The sequence below is a fragment of the Agrobacterium sp. CGMCC 11546 genome (genome assembly GCF_013365515.1).
Taxonomy (GTDB): domain Bacteria; phylum Pseudomonadota; class Alphaproteobacteria; order Rhizobiales; family Rhizobiaceae; genus Agrobacterium; species Agrobacterium fabrum.
Genome location: NZ_CP047388.1, coordinates 931,243 through 950,306, shown reverse-complemented (window position 1 = coordinate 950,306; position 19,064 = coordinate 931,243). Strand labels below are relative to the sequence as shown.

General features: G+C 58.9%; 16 protein-coding genes. 7 read left to right on the top strand and 9 right to left on the bottom strand.

Annotated elements, in window-relative coordinates; translation table 11 throughout:
* Positions 1-229 precede the first annotated feature (229 nt).
* The 3 genes from GSF67_RS19110 to GSF67_RS19100 all read right to left on the bottom strand — a co-directional run bounded on the left by GSF67_RS19110 (position 230) and on the right by GSF67_RS19100 (position 2,915).
* Entirely contained in the window at positions 230-1,525 is a 1,296-nt protein-coding gene (locus tag GSF67_RS19110; protein WP_006315511.1) for a CmpA/NrtA family ABC transporter substrate-binding protein, read from the bottom strand.
* Between the two features lie 35 nt (positions 1,526-1,560).
* Positions 1,561-2,148: an ANTAR domain-containing response regulator gene (locus GSF67_RS19105; RefSeq protein ID WP_006699921.1), complete on the bottom strand. Its 588-nt coding sequence runs from the start codon at positions 2,146-2,148 to the stop codon at positions 1,561-1,563.
* Positions 2,149-2,249: 101 nt separating this feature from the next.
* Positions 2,250-2,915, bottom strand: coding sequence for a GntR family transcriptional regulator (locus GSF67_RS19100; protein ID WP_010973419.1), 666 nt, complete (start codon positions 2,913-2,915; stop codon positions 2,250-2,252).
* A 266-nt stretch (positions 2,916-3,181) separates the two neighbouring features.
* On the opposite strand from GSF67_RS19100, the gene GSF67_RS19095 reads away from it, so the two are divergent.
* The 6 genes from GSF67_RS19095 (at position 3,182) to amyA (ending at position 11,079) form a co-directional block, all read left to right on the top strand.
* On the top strand, positions 3,182-4,423 hold the full coding sequence (locus GSF67_RS19095; RefSeq protein ID WP_006315508.1) for an NRAMP family divalent metal transporter: 1,242 nt from the start codon (positions 3,182-3,184) through the stop codon (positions 4,421-4,423).
* Between the two features lie 123 nt (positions 4,424-4,546).
* Entirely contained in the window at positions 4,547-5,314 is a 768-nt protein-coding gene (locus GSF67_RS19090) for a LamB/YcsF family protein (RefSeq protein WP_006315507.1), read from the top strand.
* An 11-nt stretch (positions 5,315-5,325) separates the two neighbouring features.
* Positions 5,326-6,135, top strand: coding sequence for a putative hydro-lyase (locus GSF67_RS19085; RefSeq protein WP_006315506.1), 810 nt, complete (start codon positions 5,326-5,328; stop codon positions 6,133-6,135).
* Between the two features lie 7 nt (positions 6,136-6,142).
* Entirely contained in the window at positions 6,143-7,753 is a 1,611-nt protein-coding gene (locus tag GSF67_RS19080; RefSeq protein ID WP_176072066.1) for a 5-oxoprolinase/urea amidolyase family protein, read from the top strand.
* Positions 7,750-9,480 carry a biotin carboxylase N-terminal domain-containing protein gene (locus tag GSF67_RS19075; protein ID WP_006315504.1) on the top strand — a complete coding sequence of 577 codons (1,731 nt, stop codon included), beginning with the start codon at positions 7,750-7,752 and terminating at the stop codon, positions 9,478-9,480. The genes GSF67_RS19080 and GSF67_RS19075 overlap by 4 nt, the downstream gene beginning before the upstream one ends.
* A gap of 111 nt (positions 9,481-9,591) precedes the next feature.
* A complete protein-coding gene (gene amyA, locus GSF67_RS19070) occupies positions 9,592-11,079 on the top strand; it encodes an alpha-amylase (protein WP_006315502.1) in 1,488 nt (495 codons plus the stop codon).
* A gap of 16 nt (positions 11,080-11,095) precedes the next feature.
* Here the strand turns inward: amyA and soxR are convergent, their stop codons facing one another.
* Both soxR and GSF67_RS19060 read right to left on the bottom strand, forming a co-directional pair.
* The gene (gene soxR / locus GSF67_RS19065) at positions 11,096-11,551 is read right to left on the bottom strand and encodes a redox-sensitive transcriptional activator SoxR (protein WP_006315501.1); all 456 of its coding nucleotides are present in this window, start codon (positions 11,549-11,551) and stop codon (positions 11,096-11,098) included.
* 174 nt (positions 11,552-11,725) lie between these two features.
* Entirely contained in the window at positions 11,726-13,834 is a 2,109-nt protein-coding gene (locus GSF67_RS19060; protein ID WP_006315500.1) for a TonB-dependent siderophore receptor, read from the bottom strand.
* Between the two features lie 147 nt (positions 13,835-13,981).
* Here GSF67_RS19060 and GSF67_RS19055 point away from each other — a divergent pair, with 147 nt between their 5' ends.
* Positions 13,982-15,451, top strand: a complete 1,470-nt coding sequence (locus GSF67_RS19055) for a glycosyl transferase family protein (RefSeq protein ID WP_006315499.1) — start codon at positions 13,982-13,984, stop codon at positions 15,449-15,451.
* Positions 15,452-15,456: 5 nt separating this feature from the next.
* Here GSF67_RS19055 and GSF67_RS19050 read toward each other — a convergent pair whose 3' ends face one another.
* From GSF67_RS19050 to repC, 4 genes are all read right to left on the bottom strand, one after another.
* On the bottom strand, positions 15,457-16,656 hold the full coding sequence (locus GSF67_RS19050) for a low temperature requirement protein A (RefSeq protein WP_006315498.1): 1,200 nt from the start codon (positions 16,654-16,656) through the stop codon (positions 15,457-15,459).
* Positions 16,657-16,711: 55 nt separating this feature from the next.
* Entirely contained in the window at positions 16,712-16,996 is a 285-nt protein-coding gene (locus GSF67_RS19045) for a hypothetical protein (protein ID WP_006315495.1), read from the bottom strand.
* A gap of 66 nt (positions 16,997-17,062) precedes the next feature.
* Positions 17,063-17,275, bottom strand: a complete 213-nt coding sequence (locus GSF67_RS26310) for a hypothetical protein (RefSeq protein WP_006315493.1) — start codon at positions 17,273-17,275, stop codon at positions 17,063-17,065.
* A gap of 427 nt (positions 17,276-17,702) precedes the next feature.
* Complete coding sequence (repC, locus tag GSF67_RS19040) at positions 17,703-18,980, bottom strand: plasmid replication protein RepC (RefSeq protein ID WP_083816010.1); 1,278 nt, start codon at positions 18,978-18,980, stop codon at positions 17,703-17,705.
* Between the last annotated feature and the right edge of the window lie 84 nt (positions 18,981-19,064).

Here is a 19,064-nt window from a genome sequence, read left to right as displayed (position 1 = left end):
CGCCTATGCCGCGCCTTGCTTGCTCCGATCGCCGTTGACCGGTGCAAAAAATAGGACGCAAGAGGCGTGCCAGTTAACAAAAACAAATATAAACTATTGAAAATAAAAACTAATTCACAAAAATAAAGCGCCCGATTAAATTTTAATCAGCCGTTTCTTCGTCTTTCTTTTGTGCAGAGCGGAAAAATTCGCGCTTGAATTTTGCGCAGTCTGAAAGGCGCAAGGCCAATCATGCCTCACCCGAAGGAGCGGAAATGGGTACAGATGTGCGCACGGCAAAGCTGTTCACATAACCGGCGATATCGGCAGGGTCGAACACGACGCCATCCACGAAACGGTCTCCCTCGTCCCGCCCCTCGATGCGGATATCGGCACCACCAGGCGCTTTCCCGTCGCCTAAGGCCGCCCGATAAATATCCGGCCGATAGGCGGAGAGAGCGGCGTTCACGCCGGTCTCAGACAATTCCGCCTGCCCCCAGCGGATCATCTGGCTGTAAATCCACAAGGCCTGGCTCTGACGCGGATAATTGGCGTGGTCGCCATGGAAGGTGAAATATTTGTCGATGACCCGGCGGTTGCCCTGGCTGTCGATGCTGAATTCTCCCGCAAGCACGCGGCGGATGATGCTTTGCGGCGCGCCGATATAACGTGGATCCGCCAGTGCGCCACTCAGCGCGTCGTGATTATCCGCGAGATCACACCAGCTTGCGGCGGCATCGAGTGCCGTCAGCAGGCGCCCGACCGTTTCCTGCTGGCTTTCCGCCCATTCGGGCCGCATGCCGATCACTTTTTCGGGTGCGGAAGGCCACAAATCCTGCTTGGCGGCGACGATCCTGCCGACACCGCGCTCGGCGGCGACGATGTTCCATGGCGCACCGACGCAGAAGCCATCGATGGCGCCTGCGGCCAGGGCATCCGAGGTCATGGGCGGCGGCACCACCACCAGCTTGACGTCATGATCGGGATGAATACCGCCGGCGGCGAGCCAATAGCGAAATTCGTAGTTGTGCGAGGAAAACGGATAGGTCATGCCGAGCGTCGGCGGCGCTTCGCCGCGCGCCCGCATATCGTCAAGCACAAGCTTCAGGGCCCTGGCATTTTCGAGTGCACCCGCCGTCTCCGAAAGCCCTGTCAATGCCTTCATCCGCGCAAAAAGCCGGGTCGAAAGCGTAATCGCATTGCCGCCGCGTCCGAGCGAGAAGGGTGTTATCGTCGGTGACGGATTGGAACCCAGTCCGAGCATGGAGGCAACCGGCATCGGCGACAGCATATGGGCGATATCGAATTGCCGGAAGGCCAGCCGGTCACGCACATTCGCCCAGGAGACGTCCTTCACGAGATCGAGCACCAGCCCTTCGCGGTCGGCAAAACCAAATTCGGCAGCGGCAATCAGCACGGATGCATCGACAAGCGGAATGAAGCCCGCACGCAGAATCTTCTGCCGGTCGCTGCCCACCAGTGCGGGTGCGTCGCGCATTTGCGTTGCTTCGCCCTTCGATCCTGCGGTTTTTTCCGGTGCCGCCATATCTTACACTCCACACTGTCCGGCCGGCGGTGTCGTTACATCAACAGACCCGCCGCGGTGACCACGCTTTGCGCGATCTCGGAAATCTTCTTTTTCTCGTTCATCGCCGTCTGCCGCAGAAGCGCAAAGGCCTCCTCTTCGGAAAGACCGCGCATCTTCATCAGAATGCCCTTGGCCCGCTCGATGACCTTGCGCTCCTCCAGCGCCGATTTGGCATCGGCGAGTTCCCGCTGCAGGCGGCTGAAGGCGTTGAAGCGGCTGACCGCCATATCGAGAATGGGTTTCACCCGCTCTTTCTTCAGCCCGTCGACAACATAGGCGGAAACGCCTGCCTCGACGGCCGCCTCGATGGAGGCCGTATCGGAACGATCGACAAACATCGCGATGGGTCGTCCCACCGTGCGGGTGAGCTGGAACAGATGCTCCATCATGTCACGGTTGGGATTTTCAAGGTCGATGAAGATAACGTCGGGCTGCAGCGTCTCGATGGTGCGCGCCACCCCGTTCACTTCATGGATGACGGTGACGCGCTGGTAGCCGGCCTCGCGCAGCCCTTCCTCGATGATGGAGGCGCGGATTGCGTTTTCGTCTATGACAAGAATGGTGAGGTCGCGAAGCGTCATGTCAGCATTGATGACGCAGCGCAGCAAACTTGGCAATTGCCTGACCCGGCAAAAATGGCGCGGAGCGGCAAGGGGTGTTTTCCCGCCTGCCGACTGTCATGTCAGGATGTGTGTTCGACGGCGCGTTCAAGCGCCTTCAGGACGGTGCGCTCGGAAAGATTGAGATAGAGTTCCATCTCGTTGCCCGCTTCCTGCGCCTTGCCCTCCTCCATCAACGACAGGATCTTGCTGTTCATGTCGACAAAAGGGGAATGAAGCTGTTCGGGGTCTTTTAGGAGGCCGAAACAAAGCCTGAGTTCCGCGGCGATACGTTCGTAAAAATCGCTGATCCTGGCGCTGTCCTGAAGATCGACAACCGCTGCATGAAATTTCATGTTGGCGCTGCCCACGCCCAGCCAGTCGGCCTCTTCACGCCTGATCTTGGCATCCTCGACGGCTGCGCGCATCGCCTTGATGGCGGGATGCTTGTGCCAGGCCTGACGCAGCGCACCACATTCCACCATGCGCCGCACGCGATAGATATCGATGACCGAAGACATGGTGGGCACGGCGACGAACACGCCGCGATTGGCTTCATGGCGCAGCAACCCATCCTTGGTCAGAAGCCGGAAGGCTTCGCGCAGGGAGTTGCGGGAGACGTCGAAACGTTCGCTGAAGGCTGCCTCGGAAAGGCGCTGCCCCGGCGCCAGCTCACCTGATATCAGCAGGGTGCGAATACCCTTGGCCAATCGATCCGCAAGCGGCAGACCCTCTATCGTTTCCGTCATGGCGCTCCTTTCTGAAGAGCAATGCAGCATCGGGAATTCCGTGACAGGCATGTTCGGACACGGCATGTTCTGCCCATAGCACAAAGCATTAGCAAAGCACGAAAAAAACGTGATGAATTCATGCGCATAACGTCCAACAAATGAACAAAATAAGAGAACGATTATTATTTATTGTTGAACAATATTGACAATTTCACGGAACAGGACAAACTTCTTCGCATAAAGCATCCGCGAGGGGCGGATAGCGAGTGAAGCGGAGAAAATCCATGGAGCAGAAAAAGCTCACCCCGACTGCCGATCTCAAAATGTCAAAACGCGCATCTCTTCTGGGAGCGATCTTCCTGATGGCGACATCCGCCATCGGTCCCGGCTTCATAACTCAGACGGCGACATTCACCACCCAGCTTGGCGCAGCCTTTGCCTTTGGCATTCTCGCCTCCATCCTCATCGACTTCGTCGTGCAGCTGAATATCTGGCGCATTGTAACGCTGACGCGTATGCGCGCATCCGATATCGCCAATGCCGCCATTCCCGGGGCCGGTTATTTCCTGGCCATTCTCGTCATCATCGGCGGCCTGTTCTTCAACATCGGCAATATCGGCGGCACCGGGCTTGGCCTGAACGCCATTTTCGGGCTGGACCCGAAAATAGGCGGCGCCATCAGCGCGATATTCTCCATCGCCATCTTCGTTTCGAAGCGCGCAGGGCTGGCAGTCGACCGGTTCATTATCTTCGCCGGCATCCTGATGATCGTGCTGACGCTCTATGTGGCATTCGTTTCGGCACCGCCGGTGGGTGATGCCTTCCGCCAGACCTTCCTGCCGGATACGATCAATTTCGCGACCATCACCACCATCGTCGGCGGCACCGTTGGCGGCTACATCACCTATTCCGGTGCGCACCGCCTGCTTGACCGTGGAATGGTCGGCATTGAAAACCTGCCCGCCGTCAACCGCGCCGCGCTGACCGGCATCGCCGTCACCGGCATCATGCGCTATGTGCTGTTCCTCGCCATTCTCGGTGTCGTCGCCAGCGGCGTCGTCATCGATACATCGGGCCAGGCCGCCAATCCCGCCGCACAGGCTTTCCGGTCGGCCGCGGGCGATCTCGGCTTCCGCCTCTTCGGCATCATCTTCTGGGCTGCGGCCATCACCAGCGTCATCGGCGCGGCCTATACCTCCGTCTCGTTCCTGCCCGTCTTCAAGCAGGACATGAGCGAGCGCGCCCGCAATATGGCGACCGTCGTTTTCATCGCCGTCTCGCTCGTCTGCTACCTGTTGATCACCACCCCGCCCGCGGCCATGCTGGTCTTCGTCGGCGGTCTGAACGGTCTTATCCTGCCCATCGGCCTCAGCATTTTCCTGTTTGCCGCGTGGAAACGCGAAGACCTGATGGGGGGCCATCGCTACTCGCGCATTCTGCTCGGGCTTGGCGTTCTGACCTGCGCACTGACATGGTACATGGGCTACAAGTCCGCCGGCACCATCTTCGGCCTGCTCGGCCTGTAATAAACTACAGCGTTTCCGCATTTCGCAGAAAAGCGGAAACGCTCTACATATCTGTTATTACGCATTTTCCGGACGCAGAACCGCTACGCACTTTTGCTGGAAATGCTCTAAAGGGAGGCAAACATGGCCGCTATCGATCTCAACAGTGATCTTGGCGAAAGTTACGGCGCGTGGCGCATGGGGGATGACGAGGCAATGCTTGCCATCGTCTCCAGCGCCAACATCGCCTGCGGATTTCACGCAGGCGACCCGGCCGGCATTTACCGCACCGTCAAGGCCGCTGCCGAAAAAGGCGTGGTCGTCGGCGCCCATGTTTCCTATCCGGACCGCGTCGGCTTCGGTCGCCGCGATCTGGACGCGACCTCGGAAGAACTGATCGCCGATGTCATTTACCAGATCGGCGCGCTGAAAGGCGTTGCCGCCGCTGCCGGCACCACGGTGCGTTACGTGAAGCCACATGGCGCACTTTACAATCGCATCGCCAATGACGCGAAACAGGGGCAGGCCGTCATCGACGGCATCAAGGCCATCGATTCATCATTGGTACTGATGGGCCTTGCCAACGCGCCCATCCTCGATCTTGCCCGCAAGGCAGGTCTTGCCGTCGTTGCCGAAGCCTTTGCCGACCGCGCCTATACGCGTGAAGGCCAGCTCGTCTCCCGCCGCGAAGCCGGTGCCGTGCTGCATGATGCAGCAAAAATCGCCGAGCGCATGGTGCAGCTTGCCCGCGAAGGCACGCTGGAGGCTATCGATGGCAGCATCATAAAAATCGAGGCGCAATCCATCTGCGTGCATGGCGACAGCCCCGGTGCGGTCGCCATCGCCCAGGAAATCCGCCGCCGTTTCGAAGCTGACGGTATCGCAATCCGCTCCTTCGCATCCGATCGCTGAAAGGGTAGCCGATGACGATACCAACATCCTATCTCAACCACACCGATGCCGAGGCCGCACGAAAGGCCCGTGCGACATATCGCGATGGCCTTGTCGCCCCCACGTCAGGCATTGCACCCGGCTTCACGCAGGCGAACATGATCGTGCTGCCGCGTGACTGGGCCTTCGATTTCCTGCTTTATGCGCAGCGTAATCCAAAACCCTGCCCGGTGCTTGATGTCTCCGATCCCGGCTCTCCCACCACGCTTCTGGCGCCCGGTGCCGATCTGAGGACCGATCTGCCGCTTTACCGCATCTGGCGGGACGGCAAGCTTGCCGAGGAAACCGCGGATGCGACGGCCGCCTGGGCGGAGCGTGACGATCTCGTTGCCTTCCTCATCGGCTGCAGCTTTACCTTCGAGACGCCGATGGTGGAGGCGGGCATCGAAATCCGCCACATGACCGACAAGAGCAATGTGCCGATGTATCTGACCAACCGGCCTTGCCGCCCGGCCGGACGGTTGAAGGGCAACATGGTCGTTTCCATGCGGCCTATCCCGGCATCGCGCGTGGCCGATGCTGCCACGATTTCCGGGCGTTTTCCGGCAGTGCATGGCGCGCCCGTGCATGTCGGCGCACCGGAACAGATCGGCATTTCCGATCTATCCAAGCCTGATTTTGGCGATGCGGTCCGGATCGAGCCGGGCGAGGTGCCGGTGTTCTGGGCCTGCGGCGTCACTCCACAGGCCGCCGTGATGGCATCCGGCGCACCCTTTGCCATTACCCATGCGCCGGGCCACATGTTCATCACCGATATCCCCGACACCGCCTATCACGCGTGAGGATATAATGCGTTTTCTTCCCGTCAGCCTCACCACCATTCTTGTCGAACTCGCCGATCTCGATGAAACGCTGGCGCTGTTCGCCTCGCTTCAGAGTGATCCCGTCGAGGGCATCGAAGAAACGGTGCCGGCTGCCCGTACCCTGATGATCCGATTCCGCCCTGAGAAGATCAATGTCCAAGCACTGGCCGCGCGGCTGGCAAGCCGCGATCTCTCGGCAAAGATCGCGCCTTCGGACAACCTTGTGGAGATCCCCGTCCATTATGATGGCGAGGATCTTGCAGACGTCGCCGAATTAACTGGCATGAGCGTCGAAGAGGTCATCCGTCGCCATACCGAAAGCGAATTTACCGTGGCCTTCTGCGGCTTCGCCCCCGGTTTCGGTTATCTGGTCGGCGGCGATCCGGCATTGCATGTGCCGCGCCGGCAAAGCCCGCGCACCCGCATTCCAGCCGGCTCCGTGGCGCTGGCCGGCGCCTTCAGCGGTGTCTATCCGCAAAACAGCCCCGGCGGCTGGCAGATCATCGGCACCACGCCGGTGAAGATGTGGGATATTGACCGCGATCCCGGCGCGTTGTTCCAGCCGGGCTACCGGGTGCGTTTCTTCGACATGGACAAGGCCGGCAGAACGGTCGATATCCCGGCACCGGCACCGGCGAAAAAAGAACCGAAAAAGGACGGCCCGCATTTCGAGGTGCTTGCCGCACCGATGCCCGCCATCTTTCAGAATCTCGGCCGTTTCGGCCAGACCGGACAAGGCGTTTCCGCCTCCGGCGCGCTGGATCGCGGCGCGTTCAACGGCGCAAACCGCATCGTCGGCAATCCGGCCAACACGCCGTGCCTTGAACTGACGCTCGGCGGCTTCTCTTTTAAAAGCACAAGCCGCGCCGTCATCGGCATAACCGGCGCCCCCTGCCCCGTCACGATCAAGACGGTGGATCGCAGCTTCGTCGCAAAGACTGATGGACCGGTCTCCCTTGAGGCTGGTGATGTCGTCACTTTCGGCCAGCCGCCGAAGGGCATGCGCTGTTATCTTGCCGTCCGTGGCGGCTTCGATATCGAGCCGGTGCTCGGCAGTTTTGCGACGGATACGCTGGCTGTCGTCGGCCCCGATCCCGTGGGTGCCGGTGCCGTTCTGCCGCTTAAGAGCGAAAAGGCCGGTCTTTCCAGCGTTTCGATCAGCGAGATTCCGGCTTTTGAGCCGCCGGCAACCGGCGAGGTCGTGACACTGGACGTCGTCCTCGGCCCCCGAGCTGACTGGTTTACGCAAAAGGGTATCGAGACGCTGACCGGCCAGCTCTGGCAGGTCACCCCGCAATCGAACCGCGTTGGCATCCGCCTTGCCGGTGACGTGCCAGTGGAACGCAAGGACAGCGCCGAGTTGCCGAGCGAAGGCACGGCAACGGGCGCGATCCAGATTCCCCATAGCGGTCAGCCGGTTCTTTTCCTTGCCGATCACCCGCTGACCGGCGGTTATCCCGTCATCGGCGCGGTAGCGGAATATCATCTCGATCTTGCCGGGCAAATCCCGGTCAACGCTAAAATCAAATTCCGCCCGATCGGCCCCTTTGCCGAAATCGCGGCCAAAAACACAGAATTCGGAGGAGAAGATCGATGAAAAAAGTGCTGATTGCCAATCGCGGCGAGATCGCGGTGCGCATCATCCGGGCCTGTCGCGATTACGGCCTGCAATCGGTCGCCGTTTATGCCGACCCCGATCAGGACGCGCTTTTCGTCCGGCTGGCGGATGAAGCCTATGCGCTGGAGGGCGTGCGTCCCGCCGAGACCTATCTCGATATCAGCAAGCTGATCGCGATTGCCAAACGCGCCGGTGCTGATGCCGTGCATCCCGGTTATGGTTTCCTGTCCGAACGCGCCGAATTTGCCCAGGCTGTCATCGATGCCGGACTGATCTGGATCGGTCCCGACCCTGATGTCATCGAGGCATTGGGCGACAAGGTCATGGCGCGGCGCATCGCCACCGGTGTTGGCGCACCGCTGGTTGCCGGCAGCGATGGCCCCGTTTCTTCCGCCGCCGAAGTCACCGCCTTTGCCGAACAGCACGGCCTGCCCGTCGCCATCAAGGCGGCCCATGGCGGCGGTGGACGCGGCCTGAAAGTCGCGTGGAAGATGGAAGAGATCGCAGAGCTCTATGAATCCGCCGTGCGCGAGGCGACCGTCGCCTTCGGCCGCGGCGAGTGTTTTCTGGAACGTTTCCTCGATCGGCCGCGTCATATCGAGGCGCAGGTTATTGCTGACAAGCACGGCAATGTGCTGGTGCTCGGCACCCGCGATTGCTCGCTGCAACGCCGGAACCAGAAGCTGATCGAAGAAGCACCCGCCCCCTTCCTGTCGGATGAACAACGGCAGAAGATCCATGATGCCGCCAAGGCGATCTGCGCTGCAGCCGGTTATTCCGGCGCCGGCACCGTCGAATTCCTGCTCGGTGTCGATGGCACGATTTCCTTCCTTGAGGTCAATACCCGCCTGCAGGTGGAACATCCCGTTACCGAGGAAACCACCGGCATTGATCTCGTCATCGAGCAGTTTCGTATTGCCGAAGGGCACAAGCTTCGTGTGCTCGAAACGCCGGAGCCGCGTGGCCATTCGATGGAGTTCCGTATCAATGCCGAAGATCCGGGCCGCGGCTTCCTGCCGACACCAGGCTTGATCTCTGTTTTCGATGCGCCTTCCGGCCCCGGCATTCGCATGGATAGCGGCGTCGTCAGCGGCTCCAGCGTTCCCGGCGTGTTCGATTCGCTGATGGCAAAACTCATCGTCACCGGCGTCGACCGCGATCAGGTCCTGCGCCGTGCCCGCCGTGCGCTTAGGGAATTCCGCATCGAGGGCATTGCCACCGTTCTGCCATTCCACCGCGCCGCGATCGAGACGGATGATTTCATCGGTACTGACGGGTTCAAGGTTCACACCCGCTGGATCGAAACCGATTTCGCCGCCATGCCCGATGCGATGGAGCGACCGGCACCGGCCGACGACCCTTCTATCACCCGCACCTATCTCGAGATAGACGGCAAGCGTGTTTCGGTTGGCCTGCCCAGCATTCTGCTCTCCAGCCTCGGCACTGTCAGCGGTGGCAATGCATCCGCTCCCAGTGCTGCGGTCGAGAAAAAGGAAGGCGAAATGACCGCCCCCGTTTCCGGCACCCTGCAATCTTTCAAGGTGAAGGACGGAGACACGGTTTCCGAAGGTGATCTTCTGGCCGTCATGGAAGCCATGAAGATGGAGACGCAGATTGTCGCCACCAGGGCCGGAAAGGTCCGCTTGATCGTCAAGGAAGGCGATTATCTGCAGGCGGGAGCAACCCTTATCGATATAGCCGGCTAATATACAGCCGGCGCGCCGGCCTCACAATCGCAGATCGCGCGGCACCGGCGGCGGAACCCTTTCGCCGCCGGGCCGTTTATGGCGCGACCTGCTAACCATCGTGAGGGAAATATGGCCGGACGCACCTTGCTTCAATTCTTCCATTGGTATTATCCGGACGGAGGGAAATTGTGGAGCGAGGTGGCCGAAAAGGCCGAAAGCCTTGCCAAAATGGGCATCACCGACGTCTGGCTGCCGCCGGCCTACAAGGGCGCCGCCGGCGGTTATTCGGTGGGATACGACACTTACGACCTTTTTGATCTCGGCGAATTCGACCAGAAGGGCACCGTCGCCACCAAATATGGTGATCGTGGCGCGCTCGAACATGCGGGCAAGACGCTGAAAGACAATGGGATCCGCGTCATCCATGACGTGGTTCTCAATCACAAGATGGGTGCCGACGAGAAGGAAAAGGTGCGGGTTCGCCGCGTCAATCCAGACGATCGCACCGATATCGACGATGAGGATTTCCCGGCGCTCGCCTATACGCGCTTCACCTTTCCCGGCCGCAACGGCAAACATTCCAAATTCATCTGGGACCTCAAGTGTTTCAGCGGCGTCGACCACATTGAGGAGCCGACCGAAGACGGCATATTCCGCCTCGTCAATGAATATGGCGATGGTGAATGGAATGAGGAAGTCGATCAGGAAAACGGCAATTTCGACTATCTGATGGGTGCTGATGTCGAGTTCAGAAACCGGGCGGTTTACGAGGAACTCAAATATTGGGGCCGCTGGCTCTCCGAGCAGGTGCAGGTGGACGGCTTCCGCCTGGATGCTGCCAAACATATTCCGGCATGGTTCTTCCGCGATTGGGTGGGCCATATGCGCGAGACCGTCGATCCCGATCTTTTCGTCGTGGCGGAATATTGGCACCCCGATCTGGAGGCGCTGAAAAGTTATCTCGAGCTGGTCGACAAGCAGCTGATGCTCTTTGACGTCGCGCTCCACCACAGTTTCCATGACGCCTCAAAACAGGGCGGCGATTTCGACATGCGCAGCATCTTCGACGGCTCGCTTGTATCGGCCGTTCCGGATCATGCCGTCACGCTGGTCGACAATCATGACACGCAGCCGCTGCAATCGCTGGAAGCGCCGGTCGAGCCATGGTTCAAACCTCTCGCCTACGCGATCATCCTGCTGCGCGAAGAGGGCGTTCCCTGCGTCTTTTATCCCGATCTGTTCGGCACGAGCTACACCGACACCGGCAATGACGGCAACGAGTATAAGATCGATATACCCGCCATCGAATGCTTGCCAAAGCTCATCGAGGCCCGCAGCCGCTTTGCCAACGGTCCCCAGACGGATATTTTTGACGATGCGAGCTGCATCGCCTTTATCCGCCACGGCACTGCCGATGCGCCGGGCTGCGTGGTGGTGATGTCGAATGGCGAACCGGGTGAAAAACAGGCTGACCTCGGCCCCGAGCGTGCGGGATCGGTCTGGCGCGATTTTCTCGGTCACCGGGAGGAACACATCACCCTCGATGAGAGCGGCAAAGGCACCTTCCCGACAAATGGCGGCAGCGTCAGCGTCTGGGTTCCCGCCGATTCCGAATAAGGGGCGGCTCAGCCGCTTATTCAGCGGAGACGAGGCGGCGCGGGCCAGCGCCGTCATCGGCCAGAACATCATTCGGATTACGCAGCGGACAATCATCCAGCGACAGGCAGCCGCAACCGATGCAGCCGGTCAACTGATCCCTTAGCATGACCAGATTGTTGATACGCGTCTGGAGCATTTCCCGCCAGGACTGGGAGAACCTGCGCCAGTCCGCCGTCGTCGCCACGCGGTCCTGCGGCAGATCAGCCATCGCCTCCCTGATGATGCTGAGCTGGATGCCGGCGCGTTGCGCGATGCGGATGATGGCGATGCGCCGCAGGACGGCGCGATGATAACGACGCTGGTTGCCGGCGGTGCGCCAGCCTTCGATAAGCCCCTTCGCCTCGTAAAAATGGATGGTGGAAACAGCAATACCGCTGCGGCGCGCAACATCCCCCACCGACAGGCTGTGTTTGAAGATGGTATTTTCCATTCTGGCTCCTGCTTCCGGAATGATTTCCGCTCGGAAAATGCGGAAAAGCGTCGAAGAGCAGCCGGTATAATTCCTCAACTATAGTTGAGGTCAATAGGCGAATGGGCAAAAAAAGAGGCGCCCGGCGGGCGCGCTGAAATTCCGCTACTAAGGGGCTCAGTCACTAAGGCTCAGTCAGAATTTTGCCGTCATGCTGATCCAGAAACGACGGCCTTCCATGACCGTGTTGAAATCATCGGTGCCGACGTCCTTGTCGAAGACATTATAGACGGCGGCATTGAGGTCGACATTCTCGGCAACCGCATATTTCGCGCCGATATCCAGCGTGGTGTAGGCATCGTATTTACGGCCGGACTGGCCGTTGATCGTCACCGGCGTGCCGTTGGCGCCGATACGCGGGCCGGCATTAATTTCCGATCCGCGGTAATTCAGTGAAACCCAGGCTTCCAGCCCATCGATCGGGGTTACCCAGTCGCCGCGCAGATTGGCCATATGTTCGGGCGTCCGCGCCAGCGGGAAACCTTCATAATCGCCGGTCTTCTGTTCGGAATGTGTATAGGTGTAATTACCCCGCAGCGTCAGTTCCGATGTCGCATACCAAGTCGCAGTCAGCTCCACGCCCTGAATGATCGCATCGTCGATGTTGTAGTTGTACCAGAGACGATAGTTACGGTCCTCGCTCCAGCGGGCCGGCGTTCCATCCGGATTGAGCACCAGCGCATTGGAAATCTTGTCCTTGAAATCGGTGTAGAAATAGGTGGCGCCGAGGGCAATGTCGCCATTGTCCCAGAGGGCAGCTATTTCGTAACTCGTGCTTTTTTCCGCTTCCAGATTGGGATCACCGATGATCACGCCGCAGGTGCCGCTCGGGCCATAGCTGCAACCGCCGCCACCGGTAGTATAGGCGTAACCCGGCGCGATCTGGCGGATTTCCGGGGCACGGAAACCGGTGGAAACCCCACCCTTGATGGTCAGCTCTTCGGTGGCGCTCCAGACGCCATAAAGCCGCGGGCTGAAATGATTGCCGTATTTCTCGTGATTATCGAGACGAAGGCCGCCCGTCAGCGCAAAATTATCGACGATGCGCCATTCATCTTCGAGGAAAAGCGCCCACTGCGTTGCGGAGAAGGTTTCGTCGCGGTCGATGCGGCGGCCCGGATTCTGGTCGGTCAGCCGCGCCTCGAAATATTGCCCGCCGGTCACCAGCGTGTGGTTGCCGAATAGTTCGAACGGCGTGGTGAACTTGCCGTCGAGAACGGTGTTACGGATTTCCGGTGAGCGCGGATTTTCGGTTACCCTGCCGGTACGGGTGTTTCTGGTGAAATTTGTACGCTCGGCCCATTCCTGCTGGAACGAGAATTCGGACGTGGTCGGTCCCCAGCGGCCAGTATGCGAAAGCGACCAGTGATCCCGGGTATTGGTGTTGTAGGTGCCATTGGCATCCGTCGCAGCCAGCGTATCGCCGGGTTCAGCGTCGCGGCGCAGGCGGGTCTTGCCGCCTTCTAGATAGATGTCGTGATCTTCATTCGGCGTAAATGTCAGGCGGCCGTTGAAATCATATTCCTTGGCGCCCGTGGTGCCGTTCAGAATACGGTCTTCGCCGCGCGTAAAACCCCTGCCCCAGAGCTGCAGACCAAGCTGATCCTTCAGGATCGGCCCGTTGGCATACCAGGAGACCTGACCGCTGTTGCCGAACTTGGAATGCTGCTGGACCGTGCCCTCGGTGGTGACGGAACCGGACCAGACATCACCGACCTTGCGGGTGATGATGTTGATGACGCCGCCCATGGCATCCGAACCATAAAGCGAGGACATTGGACCGCGCACCACTTCGATGCGTTCGATTGCCGAGACCGGCGGCACGAAACTCTGTTCGAAACCGGAATTGCCATTGGTGCGTGCATCGCGCGTGCTCTGCCTTTTGCCGTCAACGAGGATCAGCGTGTAAGCGCCGGGCAGGCCACGAATAAAAACATCCTTTTCATTGGCGATGCCGGTGACGGACACACCCTGCACTTCCCGCAGGGCATCAGTCAGATCGCGATAAGACCCCTTTTCCAGATCCTCGCGCGTAACAACCGTGATGCTGGCAGGTGCGTCCTTCACATTCTGCTCGAAGCCGGATGCGGTGACAACGATCTGCTGAAGAACCGTGTTTCCCTCGGAGGCCTGCTGCGCGAAAGCCGGCACGGCAAAACCCAACGCCGTTCCCGCCATTGCTGCCGAAACGCCGGCCTTTATTATTGTCGCAGTCCTGTTCTGGCCGCGGTACTTCAATTCCATGTTACGCCCCCGCATTTAACTTGAGAATTAAGCACCACTTATTTAGGAGGGGGAGCGGGCGCAACGCGTTTGTTTTCGAACAGTTCTAAATTCCAGAAATTGCAAAGAGGGCTCCCCGGATGCTTCGGCGGAGTAAAAAAACCCAAGATGACAACCGGCAAGAGAAAAGCAGAACCAGTCTCAACGGCAAAGCCCGACAGGCTTGGACAGCTGAAATTACTTGTCGCTTTCGATGCGTTGTTGCGGGAAGGCAGCGTCAGCCGGGCTGCGGCCGGCATGGGACTGCCGACCTCGTCCATGAGCCGGATATTGCAGCAGCTCAGGGAAAAATATGGCGACCAGCTTTTCCTGCGCACCGGCCAAGGCCTGCGCCCCACCCCCTTTGCTGAAAACATGCGGCTGCGCATTCGCTCGCTGGCGGCGGAAGCCGAAAATCTGATGGATTATTCGCAGCAGAAACCGGAAAGACCAGCCGCCCCGGATAAAAGCGGTTGGGAACAACCGCTGCTGATGAAAGCGCCACCGCTTTCGCTTCGTCCCAGCGTTGTTCTGGAAGGCCAGCCGACACCGGAACACATTGCCGACCGTCTCGCCCGCATCGGCCACAATGCCGATCCGCGGCACCGGCTCGCAAAATATATCGCAACCTCGGCAATGGGCATCGGCAACAGCCGTCCGCTCGCCCAGGGGGAGGCGATGGATGCGCTGTCGATCATTCTTGAGGGCGAAGCCGACCCCATACAGGTCGGCGCGCTGCTCGCCACCATGCATTATCGCGGCGTGACCGCGGCGGAACTTGCGGGTTTCATCGAAGCCATGTGGCAGCATATCGAGAGAGACCGGCAGCGCCCCGCATCCGTCGATCTCGATTGGCCGGCCTATATGTCGCCAAAACATCGCGATGCGCCGTGGTTCCTGCATTCCGCCCGTCTGGTTTCGATGGCGGGCCATAGTGTCCTGTTGCACGGCCATGTCGGTGAGGGAGACAATGGCGGCAAGCTGGAACTCGCCGCACGGGCCTGCGGCATTCCCCTTTGCCATTCTCTTTCCGACGCGATGGAGGCCACATCCTCGCAGCGCATCGCCTATCTGCCAATCGGCGGCTTATCTCCGCAATTCCAGAGCTTGCTTGGCTTGCATGGCATTCTGGAAATGCGCCTGCCGCTCAACACGGTCGTCCATCTTCTCAATCCGCTTCGCGCCAAAAGCACCATGATCGGCGTGGCCCGCCCCTCCTATCAGGAACTCCACCGCGATACCGCGCGGCTGCTTTCGGTGGAGAACCTCGCCATTCTCGGCAATACCCGGGATTTTGCGCAATTCACACCGTTCCGCACCACCCGGATTTTCGGCCTTTCAAAAGGCAGGGATGTCGAATGGCTCATTCCCGCCCGCGAAACCCCGCCTGCCGAAATGCCGACCATGTTCACCACCTTCGAATATTGGCGCGCCGTCTGGACAGGTGCGGCCAGGGACGAGCGGGCGGAAACCATCATCATTTCCACGGCCGCCATCGCGCTGATGCTGGTCAACGATATGGCCCTGTCCTTCGAGGAGGCTTATGCCCGTAGCCTGCAGCTCTGGAATGACAGGGCGCGCAATCTGGCCCACGCCTGATCTGATCAGGCATTGGCCACCGCTCTTTTCAGCGCCAGATATTCCCATAGGGCAACGGCGAGCAGAATTCCCGTGCTGGCCAGTTGCAGCACGAAGAGCGGAATGCCCGGCACCGGCAAAAGCAGGCACAGCGCCGCAACGCCGGCGAAATGCGAAACGGGTCGCTGATAGGCGGCGGCGATCTTGACGCCAATATTGCCGGCCAAAAACAGAACCGGGCCGCCGAGAATAGCGATCGCCTCCCGCATCGTTGCACCCTCACGGGCATGGGAAAGGCTGAAATCCTCTCCCACTGCCGTCAGGATGATGCCGGCGACGATGGGCAGATGCCCATAGTTGAAAAGATTCTGCGCGATCTTCGTTTTTTCCTCGGCATTCTCGGCCTTTCGGGAAGCCTCTTCCTGCCCGTGGTGAAAATAGATCCACCACATCACCACGGTGCTAACGAAGGCCGAGCAGAAGACGAGAAAGGTCAAAGCCGAATTCATATATTCGGTCGCCGTGCGGCCCGTGGTGAGGATTGTTTCCCCCAGGCAGATGATGACAAAGAGCGCGCAGCGTTCCGCCAGATGTTCGCCGGAAACATGAAGCCTGTCCTCACTGCTCGAGGCCACGCCCGGTACGACGTAACGGCAGGCGGGACCGGCATATTCGATGGCAAGGGCGATGCCCCAGAGCAGAATACGGTCGGCCAGATCGACCAGACCGCCAGCCAGCCAGAACAGGCTTGATAGGGTGAGCCAGATCGTCACTCGCACCAATACCAGAAAGGACTGCCGATCTTCACCCTTGAAGGCGTAGAGCGCAAAAAGGCTCCTGCCCACCTGCATGGCGCTGTAGATCAGCGCAAAGACGAGACCCTGTTCCGCAAAGGCCTTCGGCAAGGCAATGGCCAGCAGAACCCCGCCGAACATCAGGACGAACAAAAGCAGCCGGACCGGCTCCTTTTCCGTATTCAGGAGATTGGTGATCCAGGTGGTGTGTATCCATAACCACCACAGCGACAGGATCAGGATGCCGGCCTCAAGCGCCGCTGTCGGCCCAAAATCCTTGGCAAGTGCGTGGGAAAGCTGGATGAGCGCAAAGACAAAAACGAGATCGAAGAATAGTTCGGGAAAGCTCGCCTTTTCGGCATCCTCCCCCTCCTGCTTTATCCAGCTGTCAGCCCCCGGTTTGCCTCTGGACGTCTTGTTTCCCGTGTTCATTCCGCCCCAACCATCTGATACCGGTCGGTGAGAACCATTTCCTCACCACCATCCCTCATCGTTGCGACAGCGCTTCTTCGCTTGCTGGTGAGAAGGACTGCACCCCTCGTCCCGGAAATTCGAGCGCCCGCGCACTGTCGGGATAAAAACGCGGTCCCACCAGACGGATTTTCTTTCCCGAAACATCGGTGATGTAGTTCGGGGCAGTTACCGGGGCAACGATCTGGCTGCTCTGAGTTTTCGACGCTTCGAGCGTGCTGACCTCAATTGGCTGGGCCTTTACTGGCATAGCCGTCGCAAGGGCGAAAGCAGGGACGAGAAGAGATGATCTGAGACGCATGGGCAAATATCCGGGCACATTTATTTGCGCGTAAACAGCCGGCCGCTGCTTTGGTTCCGCCGCCTCTCAGCCGTCTCCCTCAAGATAGGATCTATATTGGACATAGTCAGCGCTCGGTCGGCCGTCGATGATTTCCGGTGGCCGGCCCTCGCCACCCGGCAGATGGCCAGTTTTTTCAAGCTCAGCTCTCACGAGTTTTTCAATGGCCCTATGCCGTGGCAAAGCGTGGTCCGCCATGTAAAGAGCAATAGCCAGTTCGACATCATCCGGAAAAATCATCACCTCAGCAATCCTTCGAAACAGTCGAGGCAAACGCGAAACCTTGCAGAAGGTTCAACCAGCCCGCTGGGACGATGAATAGATTGCCTTCCTATTGAAGGGCTGTTTTCCGACGATCAAATCCTGTTGCAGATGGCGCCGGATCCGCGTTTCAACCGGCTTCATATACGAATTTCAGATGGCTGTTTAAGACGCACACTGCTTTTTTCAGCCGTTGACGGCTCAATTGCTGGAAAAACAACGCAGACTCAAGCGATTGAAACCAATCATTGAAAAACGTAAACGAAAGCTAATTGGCACTTAACTTTCATTACTTTGCATTAACCATAGGAAGCCCGCTTGACGCTAGATATTAGCCGCCTTAAGCGAATCTCGCGGTAATTGCTGAAGCAGCGTTAATGTACCGTCGGACCGGTTTTTCCGCAAGCTAACCCGCCATGCCCACCTCCATCTTGTCTTGACGCCCACGCAGTTGCGCCAGAAGCATGGTCTGCATATCGAAACAACCTTCCTGGGCCTTACGCGTCAGATTGCGCAGATATCCGCCGAGCGAGCTTATCTGGTCCGCTTTCTGCAGCAGGCAGGCAAGGATGGCCGCTGTTCCCTGTCGTCCGAAGGTGGTGAGCGCTTCCTGATAGGCGGACTGGCTGACGTTGAACATGGTTTTGATCACGGAGGTCGCGACTTCGAGATCGCGCCAGCCGGTGATGGCTCCACCCGGTGCGTAGAGCGAAATGTCAGGGCAAGCCTTCAAAACCAAAACAATATCAGGAACAAAAAATTGCTTATGAAGAACAGCCTTTGGTGATGGCGGTACAGGTTTCGCACTGATGGGTGCCACATATGCCGGTTGAGCGATGGCGGTGCTGGCAGGTGCAACGGTAACCGCCTCACGCAAATCCTGCCGTTCAGATATGGATTCGGATTCTGAATTCTTTATGAGGCGCTCATTTTGACAGTCATTGCCGCCCGATTTTTCCGATTTTTCAATATTTTCCAGATAGTTGGTCACTTCTGCACGCAAAGAGGCCAGGAATCCGGCGATTTCCTTGAGTTCCGCGGCCTTAGAATTGCGACCAAGAGAGTTTGCAATGGCATTGTATCGGGTCTGAAACCCGTCGAAGGTTTTGACATCACCACGCGCTGCGATCATTTCGCAAAGTTTCTGGATATCGCGGCGGCAAAGGCTGATGCTCTCTCGAAGGCGCTGAAGATCGAGCCTTTCGCTGATGATGCGCTCGGCCAGTTCCTCGATTTCAGTTCTGCGGGCAAGAAGCGGAGCCAGTGAAAAGCCATAGGCTTCGCTGATCTCGCCTCCCCTATGTTTGCGGGCGTAACGTTTTCCGTTCGGGCTATCCTTGCGAATGATGAGACCGGCCTCGACAAGTGCCGAAAGATGCCGGCGCAATGTCTGTTCGGCCATGCCGTGCGCGCGCAGAGACAATTGTGTGTTTGATGGGAACACCACCAGACTGGCTTCGCTGGAAAGCTCATTCTTTGGATAAAAACTCAAAAGCGCGTTCAAAACCGCAAGGGAGCGATCGGTCACACCGAGCAAGGGCCGGGCTTCACAGACCGAACGATAAAGTTTCCATTTGTCGACGGCTTCGACCTTTCTGGTCTTCTGCGCGGCAAACTGAGTTGCGAGGACGCCAAACGACATCGCTCGCCGCCCAAAGGGCGTCGTTACACATGTGCTGTCCATGTCTTTCACCTTTCACAAGGCAAAAGAAAATCGCTCACCGAAAAATTCGATGCCAAGACTCTTGACTATGATTCGCGGAAATGA

Excerpts from the sequence above, each read along its gene's own strand:
- GSF67_RS19110 (WP_006315511.1), bottom strand. The coding sequence starts at position 1,525 with ATGGCGGCACCGGAAAAAACCGCAGGATCGAAGGGCGAAGCAACGCAA.
- GSF67_RS19105 (WP_006699921.1), bottom strand. The coding sequence starts at position 2,148 with ATGACGCTTCGCGACCTCACCATTCTTGTCATAGACGAAAACGCAATC.
- GSF67_RS19100 (WP_010973419.1), bottom strand. The coding sequence starts at position 2,915 with ATGACGGAAACGATAGAGGGTCTGCCGCTTGCGGATCGATTGGCCAAG.
- GSF67_RS19095 (WP_006315508.1), top strand. The coding sequence starts at position 3,182 with ATGGAGCAGAAAAAGCTCACCCCGACTGCCGATCTCAAAATGTCAAAA.
- GSF67_RS19090 (WP_006315507.1), top strand. The coding sequence starts at position 4,547 with ATGGCCGCTATCGATCTCAACAGTGATCTTGGCGAAAGTTACGGCGCG.
- GSF67_RS19085 (WP_006315506.1), top strand. The coding sequence starts at position 5,326 with ATGACGATACCAACATCCTATCTCAACCACACCGATGCCGAGGCCGCA.
- GSF67_RS19080 (WP_176072066.1), top strand. The coding sequence starts at position 6,143 with ATGCGTTTTCTTCCCGTCAGCCTCACCACCATTCTTGTCGAACTCGCC.
- GSF67_RS19075 (WP_006315504.1), top strand. The coding sequence starts at position 7,750 with ATGAAAAAAGTGCTGATTGCCAATCGCGGCGAGATCGCGGTGCGCATC.
- amyA (WP_006315502.1), top strand. The coding sequence starts at position 9,592 with ATGGCCGGACGCACCTTGCTTCAATTCTTCCATTGGTATTATCCGGAC.
- soxR (WP_006315501.1), bottom strand. The coding sequence starts at position 11,551 with ATGGAAAATACCATCTTCAAACACAGCCTGTCGGTGGGGGATGTTGCG.
- GSF67_RS19060 (WP_006315500.1), bottom strand. The coding sequence starts at position 13,834 with ATGGAATTGAAGTACCGCGGCCAGAACAGGACTGCGACAATAATAAAG.
- GSF67_RS19055 (WP_006315499.1), top strand. The coding sequence starts at position 13,982 with ATGACAACCGGCAAGAGAAAAGCAGAACCAGTCTCAACGGCAAAGCCC.
- GSF67_RS19050 (WP_006315498.1), bottom strand. The coding sequence starts at position 16,656 with ATGAACACGGGAAACAAGACGTCCAGAGGCAAACCGGGGGCTGACAGC.
- GSF67_RS19045 (WP_006315495.1), bottom strand. The coding sequence starts at position 16,996 with ATGCGTCTCAGATCATCTCTTCTCGTCCCTGCTTTCGCCCTTGCGACG.
- GSF67_RS26310 (WP_006315493.1), bottom strand. The coding sequence starts at position 17,275 with ATGATTTTTCCGGATGATGTCGAACTGGCTATTGCTCTTTACATGGCG.
- repC (WP_083816010.1), bottom strand. The coding sequence starts at position 18,980 with ATGGACAGCACATGTGTAACGACGCCCTTTGGGCGGCGAGCGATGTCG.